The sequence below is a fragment of the Streptomyces sp. NPDC059875 genome, from assembly GCF_042731085.1.
Lineage (GTDB): Bacteria > Actinomycetota > Actinomycetes > Streptomycetales > Streptomycetaceae > Streptomyces.
This window is the reverse complement of record NZ_JBHWJZ010000053.1, coordinates 1-25,172: the sequence shown is the minus strand read 5'-3', so window position 1 is coordinate 25,172 and position 25,172 is coordinate 1. Positions and strand designations below refer to the sequence as shown.

Here is a 25,172-nt window from a genome sequence, read left to right as displayed (position 1 = left end):
TCGGGTCCTGCCTGGCCGGTGGTTTCCGGGCGCCGCGGATTGCCGGAACCCGGTGGACGCGGAGGCCGGGCCGCTCCTTAGGGTGGGCCGTATGTCCGACGAGTCTCCCCTGATCCGTAGTCTGCGCGCCGCGGTCGCCGCCGCGCCCGACGACGTGCCCCTGCGGCTCCACTTCGCCGAGCTGCTCCTCGCCGAGGGCCGCGGCGACGAGGCCGTCACGGAGGCGGCCGTCGCGCTCCAGCACGCACCCGGCGACGCCGCCGCGCGCGCCCTGATGGCCCGCGCGATGGGCGCACCCGCCGTGCCTGCCGCGTCCGCCGCGCCCGCCGTGCCTGTCGCACCCGCCGCGTCCGACGCACCCGCCGTGCCCGCCGCACCCGCCGCACCCGCCGTGCCCACGGCACCCGACGCGCCGCAGGACGCCCCCTCGCAGACCCCGGCGAAGTCGTCCGCCTTCGACTGGAACGCCGCCGAGCAGGAGGTCGGGGACCTCGTCGGACCCCGGTTCGTCACCGGTGACGACGCCGGCCTGGAGCAGCCCCTCACCGCCGACGGCAGCGGCGACCCCGGGGACGCCTCCGCCTGGGACATCGACGCCCCCGGCTCCGTACGCCTCGCCGACGTCGGCGGCATGCAGGAGGTCAAGGACCGCCTGGAGGCGGCCTTCCTCGCCCCCATGCGCAACCCCGAACTCCGCAAGCTGTACGGCAAGTCGCTGCGCGGCGGCCTGCTCCTGTACGGGCCGCCCGGATGCGGCAAGACCTTCATCGCCCGCGCCGTCGCGGGCGAACTCGGCGCGAGCTTCATGTCGATCTCGCTCTCGGACATCCTCGACATGTACCTCGGCACGTCCGAGAAGAACGTCCACGACATCTTCCAGACCGCCCGCCGCCAGGCCCCGTGCGTCGTCTTCCTCGACGAGCTCGACGCCCTCGGCGCCAAGCGCTCCCGTACCCACCACAACGGCATGCGCAATGTCGTCAACCAGCTCCTCACCGAGCTCGACGGTGTCGACGGCGCCTCCAACGAGGGCGTGTTCGTGCTCGCCGCCACCAACGTCCCCTGGGACGTGGACCTCGCGCTGCGCCGCCCCGGCCGCCTGGACCGCACGCTGCTCGTCCTGCCGCCCGACGCCCCGGCCCGAGAGGCGATCCTCCGCTACCACCTGCGCGAGCGCCCCATCGAATCGGTCGACCTGTGCAAGCTGGTGAAGGCCACCGAGGACTTCTCCGGCGCCGACCTCGCCCATGTCTGCGAGACCGCGGCCGAGTCGGCGCTCCTGGAGTCCGCCCGCACCGGCACCGTACGGATGATCAACATGAAGGACCTGCTGGGCGCGGCGAAGCAGATCCGGCCGTCCAGCGAGTCGTGGTTCGCCTCGGCGCGCAACGTGGCGATGTTCGCCAACGACGGCGGGATGTACGACGACCTGGTCGCCTATCTGAAGAAGAAGCGGAAGCTGTGACCACGCGACACCCGCTGCTGGAACAGGCTGCGCTGCTCTACACCATGGGCCGGTTCGACGAGTGCCTCGAACGGGTCGCCGGACGCCTCGCAGAGGCCCCGGACGACCATCACGCCCACGTTCTGCTCGCGCGGTGCCACATGGCCGGCAAGCGGTACGACGACGCTCTCGTCGCCGTCGACGAGGCGCTGACGCACGCGCCCGACTTCGCCTTCGGGCACTACGTGCGCGGCTTCGGGCTGCGCCGGATGAGTCGGCTCCTCGAGGCGGATCAGGCGCAGCGCGAAGCCATCCGGCTCGACCCGGACTTCTGGCCGCCGCGCGCAGAGCGCGCCGAGATGCAGCCCTTCCTGACGGCCCACCATCCGGGAGGCAAGGCGGGGGCGTACGCCGAGGGGCTCAGCGAGGCGTACGAGGCGGTCCGACTCGCACCGGACGAGGTCGACGCGTGGGAGGCGATGTACAAGATCGCTTCGTTCAACGAGAAGTTCGACCTGGCACGCGAGGCCGTGCAGCAGATGCTGCGGATCGACCCCACCAACACCCTCGCCGTGTCCCTGACCACCGAGCGCGAGGCGAGCAAGCCCGGGACCTCCGCGGCCCGGGCCGCCGACCTCTACGCGGGCGGCCTGGCCGCCGCCCCGGACTCCAACTGGCTCCGCAGGGACCTCGACAAGGCCGTCTACCGGATGCTCCGCGGCACCCGCTGGCTCGCGCTGCTCTGCCTGGTCATGGCGGGCGTCACCCTCGACGTCTTCCCGACCGACGGCGAGGAGCCGAAGGAACTCCCGGTCCACCTCGGGACCCGGCTCTGGGCCGTCTGCCTGATGGCGGCCGTGTGGGGGTTCGGCGCCTTGCGACGCTACCGCCGGATGCGGCTCGGAGCGCAGCTCACCGTACGCGACCTCGTACGGCGGAAGTTCTGGGCACGGGTCGTCCTCGGTCAGGCCACCCTGGCCACCCTGTGCGCCCTGCTGATCCTCGTCGTGCCGTGGACCGACCGCACGATCCCCCAGGTCCTGTTCTGGCTGGGACTCGTACCGAACCTGCTCAGCATCACCCACGACCGGGACAAGGTCTGATGAACCCCGCCCTGGAAAAGGCCGACGCCCTCTTCGGGGTCGGACGGTACGAGCAGGCCGCCGGTCTCGTCGCGCAGCACCTGGCGACCGCTCCGGACGACGCCACCGCGCTGGTCGTCCTGGCGCGCTGCCAACACCGCCTGGGCCGGGAGCAGGAGGCCCTCGACACCGTCGAGCGAGCCCTGCGTGTCGAACCCGACGCGCTCACCGCCTGGCTGATGCGCACCCACATCCTGCTCGCGCTCAAGCGGTACGAGGAGGCCGAGGGCTCCGCCCGCCACTCGGTCGAACTCGCCCCGCAGTACTGGGGCAGCCACTACGCCCTCGGCACGGTCCTCGACCGGTCCGTCCGCGTCGAGCGTCGGCGCGAGGCGTACGAAGCGGCCCGCACCGCCGTCGCCCTCGCGCCCGAGGAGAGCGACGCGCACTTCCTCGTGGGGCTCACCGCTCAGCGGGCCGGCCACCACGGCATCGCCAAGCAGGCCTACGAGACGGCTCTGCGACTCGACCCGCAGAGCAGCGAGGCCCACAACAACCTCTCCCTGCTGCATCTGCGCCGCCGCTGGCTCCGGCCAGGGGCGTGGACGAAGGCCGCCGAGGGCTTCGTCGAGTCCGCCGCCCTCGACCTGAACGACCGGCAGGCCCGCTACAACCTGGAGACCATGGCCTGGGGCACCGCCGCGGGCGCCCGCTGGGTGGCGCTGCTCGGCTTCGTCGCCGCCGCCCTCGGCTCGGCGCCGCTGCGCACGGGCGCGTCGGGGGCCGAGGCCCTCGTCCCGTACGTGATCGGCGCGGCCGTCCTCGTCGGCGGCTGGGCCGGCTGGGCGCTGTGGATCACCCGGCGCATCTCGCCGCGGCTGCGCCGCCCGCTGCTCCTGGTGGCCCGCGGCTGCAAGCCGGTCATCGCGATGGCGGTCGCCGTCGGCCTGCTCGGCCTGCACTCGCTCGTGTCACTGGCGCTGTGGCGGGCGGACGGGGGGATCGTCGGCGGCCTCGGCACGCCGCTGTTCTGGGCGGTGGTGATCACCTACTGGGCCAGCCGCTCGGCGCTGAGCCGCCGCGCCCCGACGTAGGCGGCCGATACCATGCCCGAGTAACTGATCACCGAAGGCGAGGAGGCCCGGGCCATGGCCGGAGAGCCGCAGAGCGACTGCCTGTTCTGCAAGATCGCGGACGGGGAGGTCCCGGCGACGATCGTGCGCGAGACGGAGACGACGCTCGCCTTCCGGGACATCAACCCGCAGGCGCCCACGCACGTGCTCGTCATCCCGCGCGTCCACTACCCCGACGCCGCCAGCCTCGCCGCCGCCGCGCCGACCATCGCCGCGGACATCCTGCGCGAGGCCGGCGAGATCGCCGCGCAGGAGAAGGTCGACGGCAGCGGATTCCGGATCGTCTTCAACACCGGCGCCGGAGCGGGCCAGACCGTCTTCCACGCCCACGCGCACGTCCTGGGCGGACGCGGCCTCAACTGGCCGCCCGGATAAGCGCGCTTCGAAAGGCACCATGTCCGTACGTGAACTCGTCGTGCTCGGGACCGCCAGCCAGGTCCCGACCCGGCACCGCAACCACAACGGCTATCTGCTGCGCTGGGACGGGCAGGGCATCCTGTTCGACCCCGGCGAGGGCACCCAGCGCCAGATGCTGCGGGCCGGGGTCGCCGCCCACGACCTCGACCGGATCTGCGTCACGCACTTCCACGGGGACCACTCCCTGGGCCTGGCGGGCGTGATCCAGCGGATCAACCTCGACCAGGTCCCGCACCCGGTCACCGCGCACTACCCGGCGAGCGGGCAGCGCTTCTTCGAGCGGCTGCGGTACGCGACGGCCTACCGCGAGACGGTGAAGCTGACGGAGGCCCCGGTGGCTGCCGACGGCCCCCTCGCCGTCACCGAGTCGTACACCCTGGACGCGTACAAGCTCTCGCACCCGGTGGAGTCGTACGGCTACCGGCTCACGGAGCCCGACGGTCGCCGCATCCTGCCCGAACGGCTCGCCGCGCACGGCATCAAGGGCCCGGACGTCGGCCGGATCCAGCGCGAGGGCGTGCTGGACGGCGTGACGCTGGAGTCGGTGAGCGAGGTCCGGCGGGGGCAGCGGTTCGCGTTCGTCATGGACACCCGGCTCTGCGACGGGGTGCACGCGCTCGCCGAGGGCGCCGACATGCTCGTCATCGAGTCGACCTTCCTCGACGAGGACGTCCGGCTCGCCACCGACCACGGCCATCTGACGGCCGGACAGGCCGCAGCCGTCGCCCGCGACGCGGGGGTTCGGCACCTCGTCCTGACGCACTTCTCGCAGCGCTACAGCGATCCCGCCGAGTTCGAACGGCAGGCGCGGGCGGCCGGGTTCGACGGCGAGCTGAGCATTGCCCAGGACCTCATGCGGGTCCCCCTACCGAAAAGATAGATCCATGCCCCTCCCCAAGGCCGAACTCCACCTCCACATCGAAGGCACCCTCGAACCCGAGCTGGCTTTCGCGCTCGCCGCGCGCAACGGCGTCACGCTGCCGTACGCGGACACCGAGGAGCTGCGCAAGGCGTACCTCTTCAGCGATCTGCAGTCGTTCCTGGACCTGTACTACGGGCTGATGGCGGTCCTGCACACGGCCGAGGACTTCACCGAGCTCGCCGACGCGTATCTGGCGCGGGCGGCCGCCCAGGGAGTGCGGCACGCGGAGATCTTCTTCGACCCGCAGGCGCACACGGCCCGCGGGGTCCCGATCGGCACGGTGATCGAGGGTCTTGCCGCCGCGCTGGACCGGTCCGAGGAGCGGCACGGTGTCTCGACGCGGCTGATCATGTGCTTCCTGCGCGACGAGTCCGCCGAGTCGGCGATGGCGACCCTGGAGGCCGCGAAGCCGTATCTGCACCGGATCACCGGTGTCGGCCTGGACTCCGCCGAGGTCGGGCACCCGCCGTCGAAGTTCCGCGAGGTCTACGCGGCGGCCGGGGCGCTCGGTCTGCGCAAGGTGGCCCACGCGGGCGAGGAGGGCCCGCCGGCGTACATCCGCGAGGCCCTGGACGTGCTCGGCGTGGAGCGGGTCGACCACGGTCTGCGCTGCATGGAGGACCCCGAGCTGGTGTCCCGTCTGGTGCGCGAGCGGGTGCCGCTCACGCTCTGCCCGCTGTCGAACGTGCGCCTGCGGGCGATCGACGTCCTGGAGGACCACCCGCTGGCGGCGATGCTGGCCGCCGGCCTGATGGCGACGGTCAACTCCGACGACCCGGCGTACTTCGGCGGCTACGTGGGCGACACGTTCGACGCGGTGCGGGGGGCGCTCGGTCTGGACCGTGAGCAGCTGCGGACCCTGGCCCGCAACTCCTTCGAGGCGTCCTTCCTCGACGACGACGAGGAGCGCAGGGCGCGGTACCTGGCCGAGGTGGAGGCCTACGACTTCAACGCGGAGTAGCCGGCGGGGGCTCGGCCCCACCGTCGACCGCCCAGGGGCGTGGCTCGTCGAGCCACGCCCCTTTCGCGTGCCGTCTCGTGTCCGCCGACCCCTTGACGTCATGGAACCGATGTTATTGAGTGTGCGACCAATAAGCGAGTGATCGGTTGACCAGCACCCGGAGGGCCCCGTGGCGTCCACGATTCCTGACCCGCACCCCAGAGCGGACGACGAGCGCGCGGCCGCCCGGCCGGCCTCGGACCGCGCGGGCCGTATCGAGGCCCACGGTGTCGACCACATCCCCGACTCCGAGCGCCGCGGCCGCCCCCGAGAGCTCTTCTCCGTCTGGGCGGCGGCGAACGTGAACTACCTCAGCCTGGTGATCGGCGGCGCCCTCGTCCTCATGGGCCTGACCCTGTGGCAGTCCCTCGCGGTCATCGTGGTGGGCAACCTCTTCTGGCTGCTCACCGGCCTGCTCGCCACCTCGGGCCCCGCCGCGGGCGCCCCCAGCGAGGTGATCACCAGGGCGCTCTACGGCGTCATCGGCAACCGCGCCAACAACGCGATCGGCGGCTGGCTGGTCTCCGTCTGCTACTTCGCCCTCAACCTGGCCGCCGCCGCGGCTGCCGCCTTCGCCCTCGTGGAGAAGGCCGGCATCACCGCGAACACCGGCGTCAAGGTCGTGGTCGTGGTGGTCATCGCCGCGCTCACCCTGGCCATCAGCGTCTACGGACACGCGATGATCATGAAGCTGTACCTCCCGATCACCCTGGCGCTCGCCGCCGCGTTCGCCGTCGTGGCCTTCGCGGTGGTCGGGCACGCCGACTTCTCGTACCGGCCCGCCGAGCCGCTGACCGGCCTCGACCTGTGGGCCGTCCTCCTCGCCGGCACCACCATGATCGCCTCGGGGCCGCTGTCCTACACCACCAGCGCCGACTTCTCCCGCTACCTGCCCCGGACGGCATCCCGGAAGGGCATCGTCGGGTGGACCGCCTTCGGCGCCTTCCTGCCCAGCGTCACCACCTGCTTCCTGGGCGCCGCCGCCGCCACCGCGGTCGACATGACCGACCCGCAGACCGGGCTCGAGCAGATCCTTCCCGGCTGGTTCCACCCGGTCTTCCTGCTCGCCCTGGTCCTCGGCACGATCGCCATCAACGCCCTGACCGCCTACAGCGCCGGACTCGCCCTCCAGGCCGTCGGCATCCGCGTCCGCCGCTCCGTCAGCGTCCTCTTCGACGGGGCCGTCGCGGTGGCCCTGACCCTCTACGGTCTGTTGGCCTCCAGCCTCCTCGACACCGTCAGCAACGCCCTCCAGCTGGCGGTCGTCCTCATCGGCCCTCTGATGGCCGTCTACGCCACCGACATCGTGCTGCGCCGGGGCCGCTACGACGGACTCGCCCTCTCGGACGAGACCCCGAACAGCCCCTTCTGGTACACCGGCGGCGTCAACGGGGCGGGCGCCCTCGCGCTCGTCGTGGGCGTGGCCTCGGCCGCCCTCTGCGTCGACACCCCCTACACGGGCCCGGTCGCCGAGGCCCTGGGCGGGGTGGACCTCTCGCTGCCCGTCGGCATGGTGGTCTCCATGGCCGTCTACGCGGTCCTGATGCGGAAGGACGCCACCCTACGGGCGGCGCGCCGGCAGCCGCGGAGGTCCTAGGGCCTGTCCGGCGGATCAGGGTCGGACAGGCCCTAGCCCCGGTCGCTCGGGCGGGCCAGGCGGAAGGCGAGGCGGTCGGCCCGGCGGCGGGAGGGGACCGGGATCTCGGTGACCTCCTGTTCCGGCGCGCCCATCTGCGGGACGAGGCCGGTGGCCGCGGTCGTCGTGCCCGCGACCACGGCCGCCGGGGCGCCACCGCGGCGGCGGACGGAGCCCGGGACCAGCGGGCGGCCCGAGGTGTGCAGGGCGACCGCGGTCATCGGGACCGCGATCAGCAGGAGCAGGGCGCAGAGCACCATGCCCATGCCCGGGTACCCGGCCCGCTCGGACAGGACGCTGCCGACGACCGGGCCGCAGGCCACGCCCAGGGAGGACGCCGAGCCGACCAGGACGGCCCAGCGGCCGCGCGGGTCCAGGGAGGCGGCGAGGCCCAGCAGGTAGGACAGGACGACCGGGTAGAAGAGGTTCCAGAGGATCTCGCCGGTCGCGAAGGCGGGCAGGCTCCCTGCGCTCGAACTGACCAGCACGCAGACGGCGATGACCGCCGTACCGGCGCCGATCGGGACCGCGCGGCCGAGCCGCGAGCCGAGCGCCCCGGCGGCCGTGACGCCCGCGAGCCCGGCGCCCAGTGCCACGGCGAAGACCGCGCCGACGGTGACCTCGCCGAGCCCGGCCTGCGTGAGGCCGATCCGGCCGCTCACGCCCCACAGGGCGTTCTGTGCCATCGACCAGAGCAGGATCGCGGCGGCGAGCACGAGGCCCGAACGCCGGTGGGGGAGCGGCGGACCCTCGCCCCTGCCCGGCGCCTCCGAGGCCCGGCCGGCCGGGACCGTACCGCCGGCCAGGCCGCCCGTCAGCGGCCACACCAGCGCCGCCGCCAGCGCGATCGACGCGAACGGCAGCGCGTGGCCGCCGCCGAGGTGGGGCAGCGTGAGGTAGAGCGCGCCGGCCGTCGCCGAGACCGAGAGCAGGCCGAGCGTCGAGGCCCGGTGCGGGTCCCGCTGCGCCGCGATGCCCGCCGCGGCCACCGCCAGCGTCGTACCCGAGCCGAAACCGCCCACGACCGCGCCGCCGACCACCAGCGGAACGCTCGCGGTGAGCGCCGCCGATCCGTAGCCGACGCACATGGCCAGCAGGCCGGCCCGCGCCGCCCGGCGCGGGCCGAACCGCTCCACGCGCGAGGCCAGGGTGAAGCCCGCCGACGCGGAGGCGAGGAGGAGGACCGATCCCACCAGGCCCGCCTGGGCCGGGGTGAGGCCGAGTCCGGCGGAGAGCCGGCCGACGACGGTGGGCAGCAGGTACGGGGCGAGATAACCGGCCGTGAACAGGGCGACGAGAGGCCCCAGGGCACGCGGGCGCGACGACATGGGCGTTCCAGGGAACAAGGGAAGGGTGGGGGTCCCCGCGCCGCCAGGGCGTAGGGGGAGTGGAGCGCCCGGTGTTGCACGGGATCGCGGGATATATGTATCAAGCAACCGAGGCCCGGAGAAGGCCGGAGAGGCCGGAATCCACCCATTCTCCTTGTGATCTGGGTCACCATGGGTTTGAGGTCGGATTGCCCGGGTAGGTGCGTCCGCTTTCCTGGCTGCGTCACCCCCGTCACCCGACCCCCATCAGGCACACTGACCTGATCCGCACCACGTTCGGGGAGGTCGCCGTGACCACAGCAAGGGGAGACCAGCAACACGACGCCGGGGTCGACCCGTTGGTGCGCCTGCGCGAGCCCACCGACCCCCACTGCGACGTCTTCCTCACCGGCACGGTCTTCCTCGACATCATCTTCACCGGCCTCGACAGCGCCCCCGTGCGCGGCACCGAGTCCTGGGCCAGGGGCATGGGGTCCAGCCCCGGCGGCGTCGCCAACATGGCCACCGCCCTCGCCCGCCTCGGCCTGCGCACCTCGCTCGCCGCCGCCTTCGGCGACGACCACTACGGCGAGTACTGCTGGGACGCCCTGGAGCAGGGCGAGGGCATCGACCTCTCGCTCTCCCGGACCGTGCCCGGCTGGCACTCCCCGGTCACCGTCTCCATGGCGTACGAGGGCGAGCGCACGATGGTCTCCCACGGCCACGAGGCACCGCCCCTGGACGGCGCCCTGCCCGCCTACCCGCCGCACGCCCGCGCCGCCGTCGCCTCGCTCGTGCCCGGGCGCGCCGAGGAGTGGGTCGCGCAGGCCGCCCGCGGCGGGGCGAAGGTCTTCGCGGACGTCGGCTGGGACGACACCGGCCGCTGGGACCTGAACGGCCTGAGCGACCTGGAGCACTGCGAGGCGTTCCTGCCCAACGCGCAGGAGGCGATGCGGTACACCCGCACCGACTGCCCGCGGGCCGCCGCCCGCGCGCTCGCCGACAAGGTCCGCTACGCGGTGGTCACCCTCGGTGCCGAGGGCGCCTACGCGGTCGACGGGGCCACCGGCGAGACCGCCGAGGTGCCCGCCATCCAGGTCTCCGCCCTCGACCCGACCGGCGCCGGCGACGTCTTCGTGGCCGGGTTCGTCACCGGGACGCTCGCGGACTGGCCGCTCGCCGACCGGCTGGCCTTCGCCGGACTCATCGCGGCCCTGTCGGTGCAGGAGTTCGGCGGTTCGCTCTCCGCGCCCGGCTGGGGCGAGGTCGCCGCCTGGTGGGAGCACGTCCAGGACCACGCCTGCCAGGACCCGGACGCCCTGCGCGGCCGCTACGCCTTCCTGGAGCGGCTCCTCCCGGCGGCCACCCGCCCCTGGCCGCTGCGCCGCGCGGTTCCCACGATCGGCTTCAGAGCCGCGGGCTAGGAAAAGCCTTCGGCCTTGTCAGTGACAAGTCGTAGGCTTGGTAGCCCAGAGGTTGTCGAGCAGCGAGAACCCTGCAACAGGAGGTATGTGCAGGCCACAGTGCCGGCCCATGACTCAGACACCCACAGCCCGTAATGGCGCGCCGGGCGAGACCCGCGCCCTCTTCACCGTCCCCGCCAAGCATCCGATGGTGACCGTTCTCGGCTCCGGTGACGCCCTCCTGCGCGTGATCGAGAAGGCGTTCCCGAAGGCCGACATCCATGTCCGGGGAAACCAGGTCAGCGCGGTGGGCGAGGCGACGGAAGTCGCCCTGATCCAGCGCCTGTTCGACGAGATGATGCTGGTGCTCCGCACCGGACAGCCGATGACGGAGGACGCAGTGGAACGCTCGATCGCCATGCTCAGGGCGAGCGAGAACGGCAATGCGGAGGCAGGCCAGGAGACCCCGGCCGAGGTGCTCACACAGAACATCCTCTCCAGCCGTGGCCGCACCATCCGCCCCAAGACCCTCAACCAGAAGCGGTACGTCGACGCGATCGACAAGCACACGATCGTCTTCGGTATCGGCCCCGCGGGTACCGGCAAGACGTATCTGGCCATGGCCAAGGCGGTCCAGGCCCTGCAGTCCAAGCAGGTCACCCGGATCATCCTGACCCGGCCGGCCGTCGAGGCGGGCGAGCGGCTCGGCTTCCTGCCCGGCACCCTCTACGAGAAGATCGACCCCTACCTGCGGCCGCTGTACGACGCGCTGCACGACATGCTCGACCCCGACTCGATCCCGAAGCTGATGGCCTCGGGCACGATCGAGGTCGCGCCACTGGCGTACATGCGAGGACGGACGCTCAACGACGCGTTCATCATCCTCGACGAGGCGCAGAACACGAACCCCGAGCAGATGAAGATGTTCCTCACCCGCCTCGGCTTCGACTCGAAGATCGTCATCACCGGTGACGTCACCCAGGTCGACCTGCCCGGCGGCACGAAGAGCGGTCTGCGACAGGTCCGCGAGATCCTGGACGGCGTCCAGGACGTCCACTTCTCGATGCTCACCTCCCAGGATGTCGTCCGGCACAAGCTCGTCGGCCGTATCGTCGACGCGTACGAGCAGTACGACAGCCGCAACGGGAAGTAGTAACTGAGCACCATGTCGATCGACGTCAACAACGAGTCCGGAACCGAGGTCGACGAGCAGTCGATCCTCGACATCGCCCGCTACGCCCTCGCGCGGATGCGCATCCACCCGCTCTCCGAGCTCTCGGTGATCGTCGTGGACGCGGAGGCGATGGAGCAGCTCCACATCCAGTGGATGGACCTGCCGGGCCCGACGGACGTCATGTCCTTCCCGATGGACGAGCTGCGCCCGCCGTCGAAGGACGACGAGGAGCCCCCGCAGGGGCTCCTCGGCGACATCGTGCTCTGCCCCGAGGTCGCCACCCAGCAGGGCAAGGACGCGGAGACGCAGCACTCCATGGACGAGGAGCTCCAGCTCCTCACCGTCCACGGAGTGCTGCACCTGCTCGGCTACGACCACGAGGAGCCGGACGAGAAGGCCGAGATGTTCGGTCTCCAGGCGGCCATCGTCGACGGCTGGCGCGCGGAGAAGGGCCTGACCGGCCCGTCCCCGGCGCCGACCGTCTCCTGAGCCCCCGATGAACGCATCGCTGATCCTCGGCGCGGTCGGCCTGGTGATCGTCGCCTGGCTGGCCGCCTGCGCCGAGGCCGGTATCGCCCGTGTCTCCAGCTTCCGCGCCGCCGAGGCCGTACGGTCGGGGCGGCGCGGCGCCGAGAAACTCGCCCAGGTCGCCTCCGACCCCACCCGCTACCTCAACGTGGCGCTGCTCGTGCGCGTCTCCTGCGAGATGGCGGCCGGCGTCCTCGTCACGTACGCCTGCCTGGAGGAGTTCCCCGAGACCTGGGAGGCGCTGCTGGTCGCGATCGCGGTGATGGTGCTGGTCTCCTACGTGGCCGTCGGCGTCTCGCCGCGCACCATCGGCCGCCAGCACCCGCTGAACACGGCGACCGCCGCCGCGTACGTCCTGCTGCCGCTGGCCCGGGTCATGGGCCCGATCCCGCAGCTGCTCATCCTCATCGGCAACGCGCTCACCCCCGGCAAGGGCTTCCGCAAGGGCCCCTTCGCCTCCGAGGCCGAGCTGCGGGCGATGGTCGACCTCGCCGAGCAGGAGTCGCTGATCGAGGACGAGGAGCGCCGGATGGTGCACTCCGTCTTCGAGCTCGGCGACACGCTCGTACGGGAGGTCATGGTGCCCCGCACCGACCTGATCTGCATCGAGCGGTACAAGACCATCCGTCAGGCCCTCACGCTCGCGCTGCGCTCCGGCTTCTCGCGGATCCCGGTCACCGGCGAGAACGAGGACGACATCGTCGGCATCGTGTATCTGAAGGACCTGGTCCGCAAGACGCACATCAACCGCGACGCCGAGGCGGACCTGGTGTCGACGGCGATGCGTCCGGCCGCCTTCGTGCCGGACACCAAGAACGCGGGCGACCTGCTGCGGGAGATGCAGCAGGAGCGCAACCACGTCGCCGTCGTCATCGACGAGTACGGCGGCACGGCCGGGATCGTCACGATCGAGGACATCCTGGAGGAGATCGTCGGCGAGATCACCGACGAGTACGACCGCGAGCTCCCGCCGGTCCAGGACCTGGGCGACGACCGCTACCGCGTCACCGCCCGCCTCGACATCGGGGACCTCGGCGAGCTGTACGGCTTCGGCCCCGACGAGTACGACGACGAGGACGTGGAGACCGTCGGCGGACTCCTCGCCAAGGCGCTGGGCCGGGTGCCGATCGCGGGCGCCAAGGCGGTCGTGGAGCTGCCCGACGGGCGCTCGCTGCGGCTGACGGCCGAGTCCCCGGCGGGCCGCCGGAACAAGATCGTGACGGTGCTCGTGGAGCCCGTACCCGTACGAGCCGAGGGGAAGCGGGATGACGCCTGAGCAGCTGCGCGCCTTCTGCCTGGAGTTCAACGACGCGACGGAGGAGTTCCCCTTCGGGCCGGACACCTCCGTCTTCAAGGTCGCCGGGAAGATGTTCGCGCTGTCCTGGCTCGACGGCCGGCCGCTGCGGATCAACCTCAAGTGCGAGCCGGAGGAGGCGGTACGGCTCCGCGAGGAGTACCCGGCCGTCGCCCCCGGCTACCACATGAACAAGCGCCACTGGAACACGGTGACCGTCGGCGAACTCCCGGACCGGATGGTCCGGGAGCTCATCGAGGACTCCTACGACCTCGTGGTCGCGGGTCTGCCGAAGGCGGTACGGCTCCGCCTCGACCGGCCGTAGCTCAGCCCCTGCGTCGCAGGCCGAGCGCCACGAGCAGCGCCGCCGCCAGCACGATCGCCGCGTCGACGGCGAGAACGGTGCGCACACCGTCGTACAGACTCGGGCCGGTCGTCGCGAGGACACCGAGCAGGGGAATGCCGACGGTGATGCCGACCTGCTGGGTCGTCGTCACCAGTCCGGTCGCCAGGCCCTGCTCCTCGTCCGGGACACCGGAGGTGGCGGTCACGCCGTACGAGATGATCGCGCCGAGGTGGCACATGCTCGCCAGCGAGACCGCGATCGTCGCGAACACGGCACCCGAATCCGTGCCGAGGCCCAGCATCGTCGCCACGAACACGCCCTGACCGAGCAGGGAGAACGCGAGCGTGCGGCGGGCGCCGATCCGCCCGATCACCTTCGACGCGACCGACCCGGCGAGCACCGACAGGACGCCCTGCACACCGAAGACCAGACCGGTGCCGAAGGCCGAGAGCCCCAGCGTCTCCTGGAGGTACAGGGTCAGCACGAAGACGACCGTGGACATCATCGAGAAGGTCACGAGCCCGCCCAGGTTGCCGAAGGCCACCGTGCGCCGCCGCAGCATCGGCAGCGAGACCAGCGGGGACTCGTGCCGGGACTCGACCGCCACGAAGGCCGCGAGCAGCAGCACTCCCACCACGAGGGTCACGAGGACGTCCGTGCCGCCGAAGCCGCGCTCGGCCGCCGTCGACAGGGCGTAGATCACCGCCAGCAGACCGCCGGTCACGGTCACCGCGCCCGGCACGTCGAGCCGCGGCCGGTCCGCGGTCCGCGACTCGCGCAGCAGTCCGGGGGCGAGGGGCAGCACGATCAGGGAGAACAGCGCGAGCAGACCCATCGTGGAGCGCCAGCCGAGGGTGTCGGTCATGACCCCGCCCAGGATCATGCCGACCGTGAAGCCCAGGGACAGCACGGTGCCGGAGATGCCGAGCGCCCGGTCCCGCTCCGGGCCCTCGGGGAACGTGGTGGTCAGCAGGGACATGCCGGTCGGTACGATCGCCGCCGCTCCGAGGCCCTGAAGGGCCCGGCCGGCCAGGAACGAAGCCGGGTCCCAGGCGAACGTGGCGAGCAGCGAGGCCGCGCCGAAGAGCGCGAGGCCCGCGAGGAACAGCCTCTTGCGCCCGTACAGGTCGCCGATCCGGCCGAACAGCAGCAGGAACCCGCCGGACGGCAGGGCGAAGGCCGTGACCGCCCACTGCAGCGCGGACGGACTCAGACCGAGGTCGGAGCCGAGGACGGGCAGCGCCACGTTCAGTACGGAGAAGTCGAGCGCCACCATGAACTGGGCGGCGCACAGCACGAAGAGGACGAGCCGGGAACGGCCGGTCAGGGCCGGTGGGGTGGGAGCCGGAGCTGAGGAAGTGAGCGTGGTTGCCATGGACACCACCCTCGGCGGGCGGGAACAAGCGTGGGGAGCGGGAACTTATCCTGTTGGTCGCACCACCAGGCATCCGGGGGAGGAAGCACACGTGGCCACAGCGGTCGAGAACACGGACCCCAAGGCGCACCGACTGGCCGAACTGCGCGAGTTCCTGATGAGCCGTCGGGCCCGGGTCACCCCGGCCGAGGCCGGCCTCCCGGACGGCGGGGCCCGCCGCCGTACGCCCGGCCTGCGCCGGGAGGAGGTCGCCGTCCTCGCGGGCGTCGGGGTCTCCTGGTACCAGTGGCTGGAGCAGGGGCGGGACATCACCGTCTCCCCGCAGGTCCTCGACTCGGTCGCCCGGGTGCTGCGCCTCAGCCCGGCGGAGCGCCGTCACCTGTACGTCCTCGCCGCGCTCAACCCGCCCGCCCCGGAGGTCGATCCGGCGGCCCGGGACATGTGCGCGGGGCTGCGGCGGCTGATCGACGCGTGGATGCCGTTCCCGGCGCACATCATGGACGTGTACTGGAACACGATCATGTACAACGAGTCGGCGTCGGTCGTCCTCGGCATGCGACCGGAGACCTCGCAGAACTGTCTCGTCTCCTTCTTCACCGACCCGATCTACCGCTCCCGGTCCACCGATTGGAAGCGGCTCGCACCGCAGGTCGTCGCCCAGTTCCGGGCCGCCTGCTCGGAGTGCCCGGACGACGAGGGCTTCCGCGCGGTGGTGGAGGAGGCGAAGGCGGCGAGCGAGGAGTTCACCGAGCTGTGGGAGCGGCGGGACATCTCCCCGGGCGGCCAGATCCGCAAGGAGATCCAGCACCCGCTCGTCGGCGTCCTGCACGTGGAGTCCACGCAGCTGCGGGTGCCCGCGCGCCCCGACCTGACGATCGTCATGCACACCCCGCTGCCGCGGGCCGACACGGCCGCCAAGCTGGAGTGGCTGGTCTCCCCGGAGGGGCGGCGCGGCGCGATGTATCCGGTGGCGGGCTGAGCGGGTACTCCTCGCACCGGGCTGTCACCGGGGCCGTATATATTCCTCGCCGTCCGGGGACCGCAAGCTGCGGCGCACCGGACGCTTCCGCTCACCCTCGTACCCCCAAGAGGCACTTCACCATGCGCACTCGCATACGCCACGGGCTGGCCGCCGTCCTCGCCGTCTCCGCGCTCTCCCTCACCGCCGCGTGCGGCGGCGGCGACGCCAAGGGCGACACGAAGAAGGACAAGGCGGCCGACAAGCCGGCCGCCGGCCAGACCACGTCGGCCGCCCCGGCGCCCGCCACGCCCCTGACGGCCGCCCAGATGAAGGCCGCCGCGCTGGAGCTGAAGGACCTGCCGTCGGGCTGGAAGGTCGACAAGGCCCAGGAGGAGGACCCGACCGTCTACAAGGCCGACAAGCCGGAGTGCGAGGCGGTCGCCACGCTGATGGCGGACAAGGTCGCCGGTGCGACCACGGGTGCCTCGGCCGACTTCGAGCGGGGCAACTCCGAGTCCCTGCTCAGCCAGCAGGTCATGACCTTCCCGGGCACGGGCGCCGTCGACTACGTCAAGAAGATCGGCACCTCCCTGGAGACCTGCACCGGGTTCAGCGCGGAGATGGAGGGCATGAAGATGAAGATCACCCTCCAGAAGCTGACCGCTCCGCAGGGTGCCCAGGAGGCGCAGGCCTTCCGGATGAAGATGAACATCACCGACGTCAACGTGACGGTGGAGTCGAACCTTCTGGTCGCCGCCCAGGGCACCGGCCTGACCCGGTTCGCGCACGTCCCGGCCGACGCCTCCGGCCACAAGGACTTCGACGGCTTCGCCAAGCTCGCCGCCGACAAGTTCGTCAAGGGCGCCCAGAGCTGACCCGGTGCCCCGACCTATGCTCGGGGTATGACACTCAGCAGCGACCACGGCGATCTCGGCGCCGAGGACCTCAAGATCATCACGCTGGCGCGCAGCGCCCGCGCCCGCAACGGTGTGCCCGAGGGCGCGGCGGTACGGGACGAGACCGGCCGCACGTACGTGGCCGGGACCGTGGCCCTGGAGTCGCTCAAGCTGAGCGCGCTCCAGACCGCGGTCGCGATGGCCGTGGCCAGCGGCGCCCAGTCCCTGGAGGCCGCGGCCGTCGTCTCGACCGCCGACGCCGCCTCCGACGAGGACCGCGCGGCGGTACGCGACCTCGGCGGGCCCGAGACCCCGGTGCTGCTCGCCGGTCCCGACGGGCAGCTGCGCGCGGCGGTCACGGCGGGCTGAGGTCCGGCGGATTCGAAGGGGGCCCGGCATCATGCCGGGCCCCCTTTGCGTGTCTGTGAAAAATCAACGAAACGTCTCTTGTCTTCCCCGGCCGGCTGCGCATCAATGAACAGCGATCGGTCCGACGGACCGTCAGATTCACGCCTTCACGCAGCGTCCGCACCCCTGCGTGCTTCATCGGGAAGGGGTACGACCTCATGAGAGGCAGCAACTTAGGAATCGGTGCGGTCCTCGCGGGCGCGCTCGCCGTGACCGGACTCGCCTTCGCCCCGGCGGCCGCCGCCGTGACGCCGGGGACCGCCACGGCCACGTACGACTGCGGCATGTGGGGCGGCGGGCTCGCCACCCTCAACGCCACGCAGAGCGGCACGGCCGCCACGATCACCCTCACCTCGGCCGTCAAGACGCCGGTCGCGGTCGGCGCCGACACCATCGACGCCAAGCTGACGATGGCCAACGCCGGTGGCGGCACCCGCGTCTTCAGCGGCAAGAAGAACCCGGCCCTGGCGGCCAACCAGTCCGTCACCATCGGTCCGCTCAACGGGACCGTGGCCGTCGGTGACAGTCTCAACTCGTACTTCGCGGGCACCGCGCTCACGATGACGATCTTCGGCGTGACCGTGAACTGCGATGCGCTCACCTCGCAGTCGCCGGGGCCGTTCGTCTTCTGACGGACCCTCCTCGCACCACCGACCGGCGTCGCCTCGGGCGGCGCCGGTACCTGTGCTGGCCGAGCAGCCGGCCGCGTGGCTGGACTGTCGACTGACCAGGCGGCTGACCAGGGGAAACGTCGATCTTGACAGTATCTGATGGGTCATCAGTCGGTGCATTTCGATTCCATTGACTTCTCCTGGCCCGCAGCCGTCAATGGCGCCCTCTCATCCCTCAGGAGGGGGCACACATGGCACTCTCGCGAACCGGCGCCCGAAGACGGCGTTGGGGCGCCGTCCTCGGCGCCGCAGCCCTCGCGGTCGCCACCGGCGGCGCGCTGGCCGCTCCGGCCGGCGCCCTGGCGACCGCGTCCCAGGCGGTGGAATTCCCGACCCGCTGCGTCCCGCCGCCGATCGCCGGCATCCCGCCGATCGAAGGCACCACGACGGCCGAGATCACGGTCGACAAGCCCACACCCAAGGTCGGCGACACCGTCACCGTCACCTACACGATCACCAAGCCGGCCGCCTCGAACCCCGTCGACCTGGCCCTGCCCGCCGACATCATGACCCCGAGCGGCAAGGTCGTCCTCGGCGGCGCCCAAGCCGGCGCGGTCACCGTCACCGGCCCCAAGAAGAACCCGCCCGTCCCCGGCAAGGGCACCTTCCCGCCGTTCTCGATGACCGGTACGTTCACGGTCACCGAGCCCGGCTCGATCACCCTGTCGCCCGGCGACTACAACATCCACACCAGCTACCTCATGGAGCTGGACACCCCCTGTACGGTCCTGAACCCGCCCGCCCCCGTCTCCGAGACGGTCGTCGCGAGCGCGCAGCCGGGTGCCAACGAGCGCAACATCTCGCTCGGCACGGCCTCCGGCGCACCGGGCGTCCGGGTCACCGTGACCGGCGCCAAGTTCACCCCGCTCGCCGAGGTCACCGTCGTCGGCCGGTCCGGAGCGGCGGAGACCGCCGACCGGATGACCGTCACGACCGACAGCCAGGGCGGGTTCGCCGCCCGTCTGATGGTCAACGACAAGGCGACCACCGGGATCGTGGCGTACGAGGGGGCGGCCTGGGACCCGGAGAAGGGCGCAGGACCGGCCGCGTACACCGTCATCGACGACACCCCGCAGCCGCCGAACAGCCAGAAGCTCAACGCGGCCGTCACGGCGGGCGAACTGTCGATGACCCAGGCCGGCGACACGGTCCAGCTGTCGTCCGTCGACTTCGGTCAGGGCGGCGCGGCGGCCGGCGATCTGAAGACGGTGACGGTCAAGGACTTCCGCGGCGGCCCCGCGGGCTGGTCCCTGACCGGCAAGGTCACCGACTTCACCGGGCCCGGCGGCTCCATCGGCGCCGGACAGCTCAGCTGGACGCCTGCCTGCACCACCAAGGCCGGCAGCCCGAGCACCTGCGTCCCCGGCTCCGCGGGAGCGGTCGGCAGCGGCGGGGCGACCCTCGCCTCGACCCCGAACGGCACGCTCACCGGCGGTGAGTTCACCGTCGACGCCAAGGTCTCCCTCGACGTCCCGGCGTTCACCGCGCCCGGCTCGTACGCGGGCGTCCTGACGCTCACGCTCAGCTGACCGCAGAACAGCACACACGGCGAGTGAGTCGAAGGGGCGCGCGGGTGTCGAAAGGGAGAACGCGCGGAGGCTGCGAGGAACGAGCAGTCGAGCACGATCGACCGTCGACACACGCTGAAGCGCCCCGGAGGTGAACGAGCCACAAGAAAGCGGGCCGGGCGCGCACCCGGTCGGCCCGCTCCGACCCCGGGGGTTCACCGCACCGTGCGCAGCAGGCTGTACGTCACCGTCCTGGCCGCCGTCCTCGTCCTGATCGGCGCTGGGGCCCCGGCCGCCCGGGCCGCCGAGAACGGCGAGTGGGCCGTCTACCCGGCCGCGTCCCAGCTCGGCAGCCGGCCGTACTTCTATCTCTCGGCCGACCCCGGCACGACGCTGACCGACCGGGTCACCGTCACCAACAAGACCGGCGCGCCGCTCAGCTTCCGGCTCTACGGCGCCGACGCCTACAACACCGAACGCGACGGCGGCTTCGCCGTCCGCACCAGCCAGGAGAAGCAGACCGGCGCCGGCGCCTGGATCACGCCCGAGCGCACCCGCGTCACGGTCCCGGCCCGCTCCTCCGTCACCGTGCCCTTCACCCTCGCCGTCCCCGCCGACGCCGAGCCCGGCGACCACCCCGGCGCGTTCGTCGCCCTCGACGAACGGATCGAGGCGGGCACCGGCTCCGTCGCGGTCGGCGTGCAGCGGGCCGTGGCGGCCAGGCTCTACCTCCGGGTCAACGGCCCCACCGTCCCCGCCCTCGCCGTCGAGGACGTCACCCTCGACCAGGACCGGCCGCTCGTCCCCGGCGCGGGCACGAGCACCGCCCTCATCTCGTACACGCTCCACAACCGCGGCAACGTGACCCTCAACCCCAAGGTCGCCCTGCGCGCCGAGGGCGTCTTCGGCCGCACCCTGCTCGCCCGCGACCTGGCGAAGATCCCCTCCGAGCTGCTGCCCCGCCAGAAGATCCGGCTCACCGAGCGCTGGACGGGATCGCCGCAGTTCGACTGGGGTGAGGTGACCCTCACGGCCACCGCGAAGGACGTACGGGAGTCCGGGCGTGCGTCCTTCCTCGCCCTGCCCTGGCTCGCCGCCGCGGCCGTGCTCGCCGGGGGAGCGGTGGCGCTGATCGGGCTGCGGGTCCGGCGCCGCAGGGGCTCCGCCGGGCACTGAGTACGTGATGACGCCCCGCATCGGGGAGAATGGCCCGCATGAGCGCTCGTAACCAAGAAACCGAAGCCGTCCACCGGGCCGGCTTCGCCTGCTTCGTCGGCCGCCCCAACGCGGGCAAGTCCACCCTCACGAACGCTCTGGTCGGCCAGAAGGTTGCGATCACCTCCAACCGGCCACAGACCACCCGGCACACCGTCCGCGGCATCGTGCACCGCCAGGACGCGCAGCTGATCCTGGTGGACACGCCCGGCCTCCACAAGCCGCGCACGCTCCTGGGCGAGCGGCTCAACGACGTCGTGCGCACCACGTGGGCCGAGGTCGACGTGATCGGCTTCTGCCTGCCCGCCGACCAGAAGCTCGGCCCCGGCGACCGCTTCATCGCCAAGGAGCTCGCCGGGATCAAGAAGACCCCGAAGGTCGCGATCGTCACCAAGACGGACCTGGTCGACTCGAAGACCCTCGCCGAGCAGCTCATCGCCGTCGACCAGCTCGGCAAGGAGCTGGGCTTCGAGTGGCAGCAGATCGTCCCGGTCTCGGCCGTCGGCGACAAGCAGGTACAGCTCGTCGCCGATCTGCTCATCCCGCTCCTGCCGGAGTCCCCGCCGCTCTACCCGGAGGGCGACCTCACCGACGAGCCGGAGCAGGTGATGGTCGCGGAGCTGATCCGCGAGGCCGCGCTCGAAGGCGTACGGGACGAGCTGCCGCACTCGATCGCGGTGGTCGTCGAGGAGATGATCCCGCGGGAGAACCGCCCGGCGGACAAGCCGCTGCTCGACATCCACGCGAACGTCTACATCGAGCGCCCCAGCCAGAAGGGGATCATCATCGGCCCGAAGGGCAGCCGCCTGAAGGAGGTCGGGATGAAGTCCCGCAAGCACATCGAGGCGCTGTTGGGGACCCCGGTCTTCCTCGACCTCCACGTCAAGGTCGCGAAGGACTGGCAGCGGGATCCCAAGCAGCTCAGGAAGCTGGGCTTCTAGGGGCCGAGATCCCCCGGTCTAGGCGCCTTCCTTCAGGACCTTCGCGATCAGAGCGCGCTGCGACTCGGTCAGGCGGGGGTCGCAGCAGCGGACCGTCTCGCCGTCGACCGTGATCTCGTACGAGAAGCCGTCCGGCACGCCCCGGACGTCACCGTCGCCCTCCCGGAGGACGGTGGCGGCCAGGGTCTGCCACTCACCGGCGTCCGGCCGGCCGGAGGTGTCCACCTCGGCCGACCGCTCGATGCCCGCGAAACCGCCGGTGCGCCGCACTCGAATCCGCATGGGGACTGTCTACCAGCCCGGGTCTCAGTCCGTCGGTACGCCGACGGCCGCCCACGCCTTCAGCACGGCCTGGATCTCCTCCCCGTCCCCGTACCGCGCCTTCGCCGCCGCCACCGTGGCCGCCGCGAACTCGTTGAAGCGGGTCTCGGGGGTGAGCACCCCACGTGTCATCACGTCGTACCAGATCTGCCCGGCCCGCTCCCACGCCTTGCCGCCCAGCTCGGTCGCCGCCAGGTAGAACGCGTGGTTCGGGATGCCCGAGTTGATGTGCACCCCGCCGTTGTCCCGGCTCGTGCGGACGTAGTCGTCCATGTGGCCCGGCTGCGGGTCCTTGCCGAGGACGTCGTCGTCGTACGCCGTGCCCGGCGCCTTCATCGAGCGCAGCGCCGTCCCCTCCACGTTCGGGTGAAACAGCCCCTGGCCGATCAGCCAGTCGGCGTCCTGCGCGCTCTGGCCCAGCGTGTACTGCTTCACCAGGGAGCCGAAGACGTCCGAGACGGACTCGTTGAGCGCACCCGACTGGCTGAAGTACTCCAGGTTCGCCGTGTACTGCGTGAAGCCGTGCGCCAGCTCGTGGCCGATCACGTCCACGGGGAGCGTGAAGTCGAGGAAGATCTCGTCGTCACCGTCGCCGAACACCATCTGCTCGCCGTTCCAGAACGCGTTGCCGTAGTTCCGGTCGTAGTGGACCGTCGCGAGCAGCGGCAGGCCCGCGCCGTCGATCGAGTCCCGGTCGAAGGCCTTCAGGAACAGCTCGAAGGTGGCGCCGAGCCCGGCGTACGCGCGGTTGACGGTCGCGTCCCCGGTCGCCTCCTGGCCCTCCTCGCGGACCGTGACGCCCGGCAGCTCCGTGGCGCCCTGGGCGTCGTAGATGGTCCGCCGGGGGCGCGCGGGCTCCGCTCCCGGCGCCACGGCCGTGGGCGCGGCCGGGCGGGGCAGCAGGCGGCCGGTCCGGTTCGCCGCGTCGGCGACCAGGGTGCGCCGGGCGGTCGCCGCGACGGCCGGGTTGTCGGACGCGGCCAGGTGCTCCAGCAGGTGCGGCGGCACGATCGTGCAGAAGACGGGGTGGACGGGTACGTACGCGTGGGAGGTCATCCCAGCAATGTGGCACTGGGTCACGCGACTGTCACTAGAGGCGACCAGGATCCGCGAAATGGAGTGATTCGTCACCTTTTCTTATTTTCGTTCTCACCCGTCCCGCATACTGGACCGAGATGTCCGCGCTCGGCGGACCTCAGCTAGGCTGCGGCACATCATGCGTTTCGGGCTGCTTCTCCTTAGCTGCCGCGGCGAGGGCCTGTAGTCGTAGGCCGACCCCCTCCCCGCGGGACCTGGTGTTGCGCCACAGTCGGCCTCCCCCGAGCTCTCGGCTTCGCTCGAGCAGGGGGGACCCCCACTCCCGGACCCGAGGAGCCCTACGCAATGTCCCAGCCCGTTGGCCGCCCCACGCCCATCACCAACGCCACCCAGCTGCAGAAGCCGTCCGGCATGCCGATCCACAAGTACGGCCGGTACGAGGCCGTGCACATCCCCGATCGCACCTGGCCCGAGCAGCGCGTGACCAAGGCCCCCCGCTGGCTGTCGACCGACCTGCGCGACGGCAACCAGGCCCTGATCGACCCGATGAGCCCCGCCCGCAAGCGCGAGATGTTCGACCTGCTGGTGCGCATGGGCTACAAGGAGATCGAGGTCGGCTTCCCGTCCTCCGGCGAGACCGACTTCAACTTCGTGCGCTCCATCATCGAAGAGGGCGCGATCCCGGACGACGTCACCATCTCCGTACTGACCCAGGCCCGCGAGGACCTGATCGAGCGGACCGCGGAGTCCCTGGTCGGCGCCAAGCGCGCCACCGTCCACCTGTACAACGCCACCGCGCCCACCTTCCGTCGGGTCGTCTTCCGCGGCTCGAAGGAGGACATCAAGCAGATCGCCGTCGACGGCACGCGGCTGGTCATGGAGTACGCGGACAAGCTGCTGGGCGACGAGACGATCTTCGGCTACCAGTACAGCCCGGAGATCTTCACCGACACCGAGCTGGACTTCGCCCTGGAGGTCTGTGAGGCGGTCTGTGACGTCTGGCAGCCCGAGGAGGGTCGCGAGATCATCCTCAACCTGCCCGCCACCGTGGAGCGTTCGACGCCGTCCACGCACGCGGACCGGTTCGAGTGGATGTCCCGGAACCTGACCCGCCGCGAGTACGTCTGCCTGTCCGTCCACCCGCACAACGACCGCGGTACGGCGGTGGCGGCGGCCGAGCTGGCCATCATGGCCGGCGCCGACCGCATCGAGGGCTGCCTGTTCGGGCAGGGCGAGCGGACCGGCAACGTCGACCTGGTGACGCTGGGCATGAACCTGTTCTCGCAGGGCGTGGACCCGCAGATCGACTTCTCGCAGATCGACGAGATCCGCCGCACGAGCGAGTACTGCAACCAGATGGAGGTCCACCCGCGCCACCCCTACGCGGGCGACCTGGTCTACACCGCCTTCTCCGGCTCCCACCAGGACGCCATCAAGAAGGGCTTCGACGCGATGGAGGCCGACGCGGCCGCCGCCGGCAAGACCGTGGACGAGATCGAGTGGGCGGTGCCGTACCTGCCGATCGACCCGAAGGACGTCGGCCGCTCGTACGAGGCCGTGATCCGGGTCAACTCGCAGTCCGGCAAGGGCGGTATCGCGTACGTCCTGAAGAACGACCACAAGCTGGACCTGCCGCGCCGGATGCAGATCGAGTTCTCGAAGATCATCCAGCAGAAGACGGACACCGAGGGCGGCGAGGTCACCCCGGCCGCGATCTGGTCCGTCTTCCAGGACGAGTACCTGCCGAACCCGGACAACGCCTGGGGCCGCATCCAGCTGCGTTCCGGCCAGACCACCTCCGACACGGACGGCACGGACACGCTGACCGTCGAGGCGGTCGTGGACGGCGTCGACACCGTCCTGAGCGGCTCCGGCAACGGCCCGATCTCGGCCTTCTTCGCCGCCCTGCAGGCGATCGGCGTGGACGCCCGCCTGCTGGACTACCAGGAGCACACGATGAGCGAGGGCGCTTCCGCGCAGGCCGCCTCGTACATCGAGTGCGCCATCGACGGCCAGGTCCTGTGGGGCATCGGTATCGACGCCAACACCACCCGCGCCTCGCTGAAGGCCGTCATCTCGGCGGTCAACCGCGCCGCGCGCTGACCCGTCCCGTCCGAAGAGAAGGCCGCCGCGATCTCGCACGAGATCGCGG

The 25,172-nt window shown here is 71.5% G+C and carries 24 protein-coding genes; 20 read left to right on the top strand and 4 right to left on the bottom strand.

What is annotated here, in order from left to right; translation table 11 throughout:
• Positions 1-91 precede the first annotated feature (91 nt).
• The 7 genes from ACFV9D_RS36470 to ACFV9D_RS36440 all read left to right on the top strand — a co-directional run bounded on the left by ACFV9D_RS36470 (position 92) and on the right by ACFV9D_RS36440 (position 7,595).
• A complete protein-coding gene (locus tag ACFV9D_RS36470) occupies positions 92-1,465 on the top strand; it encodes an ATP-binding protein (RefSeq protein ID WP_385156501.1) in 1,374 nt (457 codons plus the stop codon).
• The gene (locus ACFV9D_RS36465; protein WP_385156498.1) at positions 1,462-2,547 is read left to right on the top strand and encodes a tetratricopeptide repeat protein; all 1,086 of its coding nucleotides are present in this window, start codon (positions 1,462-1,464) and stop codon (positions 2,545-2,547) included. The genes ACFV9D_RS36470 and ACFV9D_RS36465 overlap by 4 nt, the downstream gene beginning before the upstream one ends.
• Positions 2,547-3,620, top strand: a complete 1,074-nt coding sequence (locus tag ACFV9D_RS36460) for a tetratricopeptide repeat protein (RefSeq protein WP_385156495.1) — start codon at positions 2,547-2,549, stop codon at positions 3,618-3,620. Before ACFV9D_RS36465 ends, ACFV9D_RS36460 begins: the two co-directional genes overlap by 1 nt.
• A 54-nt stretch (positions 3,621-3,674) precedes the next feature.
• Positions 3,675-4,034: a histidine triad nucleotide-binding protein gene (locus ACFV9D_RS36455; RefSeq protein WP_385156492.1), complete on the top strand. Its 360-nt coding sequence runs from the start codon at positions 3,675-3,677 to the stop codon at positions 4,032-4,034.
• Between the two features lie 19 nt (positions 4,035-4,053).
• On the top strand, positions 4,054-4,956 hold the full coding sequence (locus ACFV9D_RS36450; protein ID WP_385156490.1) for a ribonuclease Z: 903 nt from the start codon (positions 4,054-4,056) through the stop codon (positions 4,954-4,956).
• Between the two features lie 4 nt (positions 4,957-4,960).
• Positions 4,961-5,959, top strand: a complete 999-nt coding sequence (locus ACFV9D_RS36445) for an adenosine deaminase (RefSeq protein ID WP_385156487.1) — start codon at positions 4,961-4,963, stop codon at positions 5,957-5,959.
• A gap of 169 nt (positions 5,960-6,128) precedes the next feature.
• Positions 6,129-7,595: a purine-cytosine permease family protein gene (locus ACFV9D_RS36440; protein ID WP_385156484.1), complete on the top strand. Its 1,467-nt coding sequence runs from the start codon at positions 6,129-6,131 to the stop codon at positions 7,593-7,595.
• Between the two features lie 32 nt (positions 7,596-7,627).
• On the opposite strand, the gene ACFV9D_RS36435 is transcribed toward ACFV9D_RS36440, so the two are convergent.
• A complete protein-coding gene (locus tag ACFV9D_RS36435) occupies positions 7,628-8,962 on the bottom strand; it encodes an MFS transporter (RefSeq protein WP_385156481.1) in 1,335 nt (444 codons plus the stop codon).
• 290 nt (positions 8,963-9,252) lie between these two features.
• Between ACFV9D_RS36435 and ACFV9D_RS36430 the strand changes: the two genes are divergently transcribed.
• From ACFV9D_RS36430 to ACFV9D_RS36410, 5 genes are all read left to right on the top strand, one after another.
• On the top strand, positions 9,253-10,365 hold the full coding sequence (locus ACFV9D_RS36430) for a PfkB family carbohydrate kinase (protein ID WP_385156478.1): 1,113 nt from the start codon (positions 9,253-9,255) through the stop codon (positions 10,363-10,365).
• A 109-nt stretch (positions 10,366-10,474) separates the two neighbouring features.
• Positions 10,475-11,497, top strand: coding sequence for a PhoH family protein (locus ACFV9D_RS36425; protein WP_385156475.1), 1,023 nt, complete (start codon positions 10,475-10,477; stop codon positions 11,495-11,497).
• A 12-nt stretch (positions 11,498-11,509) separates the two neighbouring features.
• Entirely contained in the window at positions 11,510-12,007 is a 498-nt protein-coding gene (ybeY, locus tag ACFV9D_RS36420; RefSeq protein WP_385156472.1) for an rRNA maturation RNase YbeY, read from the top strand.
• 7 nt (positions 12,008-12,014) lie between these two features.
• On the top strand, positions 12,015-13,322 hold the full coding sequence (locus ACFV9D_RS36415) for a hemolysin family protein (protein ID WP_385156469.1): 1,308 nt from the start codon (positions 12,015-12,017) through the stop codon (positions 13,320-13,322).
• Entirely contained in the window at positions 13,312-13,665 is a 354-nt protein-coding gene (locus ACFV9D_RS36410; RefSeq protein ID WP_385156466.1) for an MmcQ/YjbR family DNA-binding protein, read from the top strand. Before ACFV9D_RS36415 ends, ACFV9D_RS36410 begins: the two co-directional genes overlap by 11 nt.
• 1 nt (position 13,666) lies before the next feature.
• Here the strand turns inward: ACFV9D_RS36410 and ACFV9D_RS36405 are convergent, their stop codons facing one another.
• Positions 13,667-15,061: an MFS transporter gene (locus tag ACFV9D_RS36405; protein ID WP_385156463.1), complete on the bottom strand. Its 1,395-nt coding sequence runs from the start codon at positions 15,059-15,061 to the stop codon at positions 13,667-13,669.
• Positions 15,062-15,218: 157 nt separating this feature from the next.
• Between ACFV9D_RS36405 and ACFV9D_RS36400 the strand changes: the two genes are divergently transcribed.
• The 7 genes from ACFV9D_RS36400 to era all read left to right on the top strand — a co-directional run bounded on the left by ACFV9D_RS36400 (position 15,219) and on the right by era (position 21,661).
• Positions 15,219-16,040, top strand: coding sequence for a helix-turn-helix transcriptional regulator (locus tag ACFV9D_RS36400; RefSeq protein ID WP_385156537.1), 822 nt, complete (start codon positions 15,219-15,221; stop codon positions 16,038-16,040).
• A gap of 122 nt (positions 16,041-16,162) precedes the next feature.
• Entirely contained in the window at positions 16,163-16,897 is a 735-nt protein-coding gene (locus tag ACFV9D_RS36395) for a hypothetical protein (protein WP_385156460.1), read from the top strand.
• A 27-nt stretch (positions 16,898-16,924) separates the two neighbouring features.
• The gene (locus ACFV9D_RS36390) at positions 16,925-17,287 is read left to right on the top strand and encodes a cytidine deaminase (protein WP_385156457.1); all 363 of its coding nucleotides are present in this window, start codon (positions 16,925-16,927) and stop codon (positions 17,285-17,287) included.
• A 197-nt stretch (positions 17,288-17,484) separates the two neighbouring features.
• Complete coding sequence (locus ACFV9D_RS36385; RefSeq protein WP_385156454.1) at positions 17,485-17,958, top strand: hypothetical protein; 474 nt, start codon at positions 17,485-17,487, stop codon at positions 17,956-17,958.
• Between the two features lie 230 nt (positions 17,959-18,188).
• Positions 18,189-19,526 carry a beta-xylosidase gene (locus ACFV9D_RS36380; RefSeq protein ID WP_385156451.1) on the top strand — a complete coding sequence of 446 codons (1,338 nt, stop codon included), beginning with the start codon at positions 18,189-18,191 and terminating at the stop codon, positions 19,524-19,526.
• A gap of 204 nt (positions 19,527-19,730) precedes the next feature.
• Positions 19,731-20,681 carry a WxL protein peptidoglycan domain-containing protein gene (locus ACFV9D_RS36375; RefSeq protein WP_385156448.1) on the top strand — a complete coding sequence of 317 codons (951 nt, stop codon included), beginning with the start codon at positions 19,731-19,733 and terminating at the stop codon, positions 20,679-20,681.
• Between the two features lie 29 nt (positions 20,682-20,710).
• A complete protein-coding gene (era, locus tag ACFV9D_RS36370; RefSeq protein ID WP_385156445.1) occupies positions 20,711-21,661 on the top strand; it encodes a GTPase Era in 951 nt (316 codons plus the stop codon).
• Positions 21,662-21,679: 18 nt separating this feature from the next.
• Here era and ACFV9D_RS36365 read toward each other — a convergent pair whose 3' ends face one another.
• Positions 21,680-21,943, bottom strand: coding sequence for a protealysin inhibitor emfourin (locus ACFV9D_RS36365; protein WP_385156442.1), 264 nt, complete (start codon positions 21,941-21,943; stop codon positions 21,680-21,682).
• A gap of 24 nt (positions 21,944-21,967) precedes the next feature.
• Positions 21,968-23,038 (bottom strand): M4 family metallopeptidase, encoded by a 1,071-nt coding sequence (locus ACFV9D_RS36360; protein ID WP_385156439.1) that lies wholly within the window; start codon positions 23,036-23,038, stop codon positions 21,968-21,970.
• A 327-nt stretch (positions 23,039-23,365) separates the two neighbouring features.
• On the opposite strand from ACFV9D_RS36360, the gene leuA reads away from it, so the two are divergent.
• Positions 23,366-25,123: a 2-isopropylmalate synthase gene (gene leuA, locus ACFV9D_RS36355; protein WP_385156435.1), complete on the top strand. Its 1,758-nt coding sequence runs from the start codon at positions 23,366-23,368 to the stop codon at positions 25,121-25,123.
• Positions 25,124-25,172 lie beyond the last annotated feature (49 nt).

Bases quoted from the DNA above. Each gene is read 5' to 3' on its own strand.
- ACFV9D_RS36395 (WP_385156460.1), top strand. From the start codon at position 16,163: ATGCGCACTCGCATACGCCACGGGCTGGCCGCCGTCCTCGCCGTCTCC.
- ACFV9D_RS36470 (WP_385156501.1), top strand. From the start codon at position 92: ATGTCCGACGAGTCTCCCCTGATCCGTAGTCTGCGCGCCGCGGTCGCC.
- ACFV9D_RS36415 (WP_385156469.1), top strand. From the start codon at position 12,015: ATGAACGCATCGCTGATCCTCGGCGCGGTCGGCCTGGTGATCGTCGCC.
- ACFV9D_RS36410 (WP_385156466.1), top strand. From the start codon at position 13,312: ATGACGCCTGAGCAGCTGCGCGCCTTCTGCCTGGAGTTCAACGACGCG.
- ACFV9D_RS36445 (WP_385156487.1), top strand. From the start codon at position 4,961: ATGCCCCTCCCCAAGGCCGAACTCCACCTCCACATCGAAGGCACCCTC.
- era (WP_385156445.1), top strand. From the start codon at position 20,711: ATGGCCCGCATGAGCGCTCGTAACCAAGAAACCGAAGCCGTCCACCGG.
- ACFV9D_RS36400 (WP_385156537.1), top strand. From the start codon at position 15,219: ATGAGCCGTCGGGCCCGGGTCACCCCGGCCGAGGCCGGCCTCCCGGAC.
- ACFV9D_RS36460 (WP_385156495.1), top strand. From the start codon at position 2,547: ATGAACCCCGCCCTGGAAAAGGCCGACGCCCTCTTCGGGGTCGGACGG.
- ybeY (WP_385156472.1), top strand. From the start codon at position 11,510: ATGTCGATCGACGTCAACAACGAGTCCGGAACCGAGGTCGACGAGCAG.
- ACFV9D_RS36380 (WP_385156451.1), top strand. From the start codon at position 18,189: ATGGCACTCTCGCGAACCGGCGCCCGAAGACGGCGTTGGGGCGCCGTC.
- ACFV9D_RS36450 (WP_385156490.1), top strand. From the start codon at position 4,054: ATGTCCGTACGTGAACTCGTCGTGCTCGGGACCGCCAGCCAGGTCCCG.
- ACFV9D_RS36455 (WP_385156492.1), top strand. From the start codon at position 3,675: ATGGCCGGAGAGCCGCAGAGCGACTGCCTGTTCTGCAAGATCGCGGAC.
- ACFV9D_RS36365 (WP_385156442.1), bottom strand. From the start codon at position 21,943: ATGCGGATTCGAGTGCGGCGCACCGGCGGTTTCGCGGGCATCGAGCGG.
- ACFV9D_RS36425 (WP_385156475.1), top strand. From the start codon at position 10,475: ATGACTCAGACACCCACAGCCCGTAATGGCGCGCCGGGCGAGACCCGC.
- ACFV9D_RS36360 (WP_385156439.1), bottom strand. From the start codon at position 23,038: ATGACCTCCCACGCGTACGTACCCGTCCACCCCGTCTTCTGCACGATC.
- ACFV9D_RS36385 (WP_385156454.1), top strand. From the start codon at position 17,485: ATGAGAGGCAGCAACTTAGGAATCGGTGCGGTCCTCGCGGGCGCGCTC.
- ACFV9D_RS36390 (WP_385156457.1), top strand. From the start codon at position 16,925: ATGACACTCAGCAGCGACCACGGCGATCTCGGCGCCGAGGACCTCAAG.
- ACFV9D_RS36435 (WP_385156481.1), bottom strand. From the start codon at position 8,962: ATGTCGTCGCGCCCGCGTGCCCTGGGGCCTCTCGTCGCCCTGTTCACG.
- ACFV9D_RS36405 (WP_385156463.1), bottom strand. From the start codon at position 15,061: ATGGCAACCACGCTCACTTCCTCAGCTCCGGCTCCCACCCCACCGGCC.
- leuA (WP_385156435.1), top strand. From the start codon at position 23,366: ATGTCCCAGCCCGTTGGCCGCCCCACGCCCATCACCAACGCCACCCAG.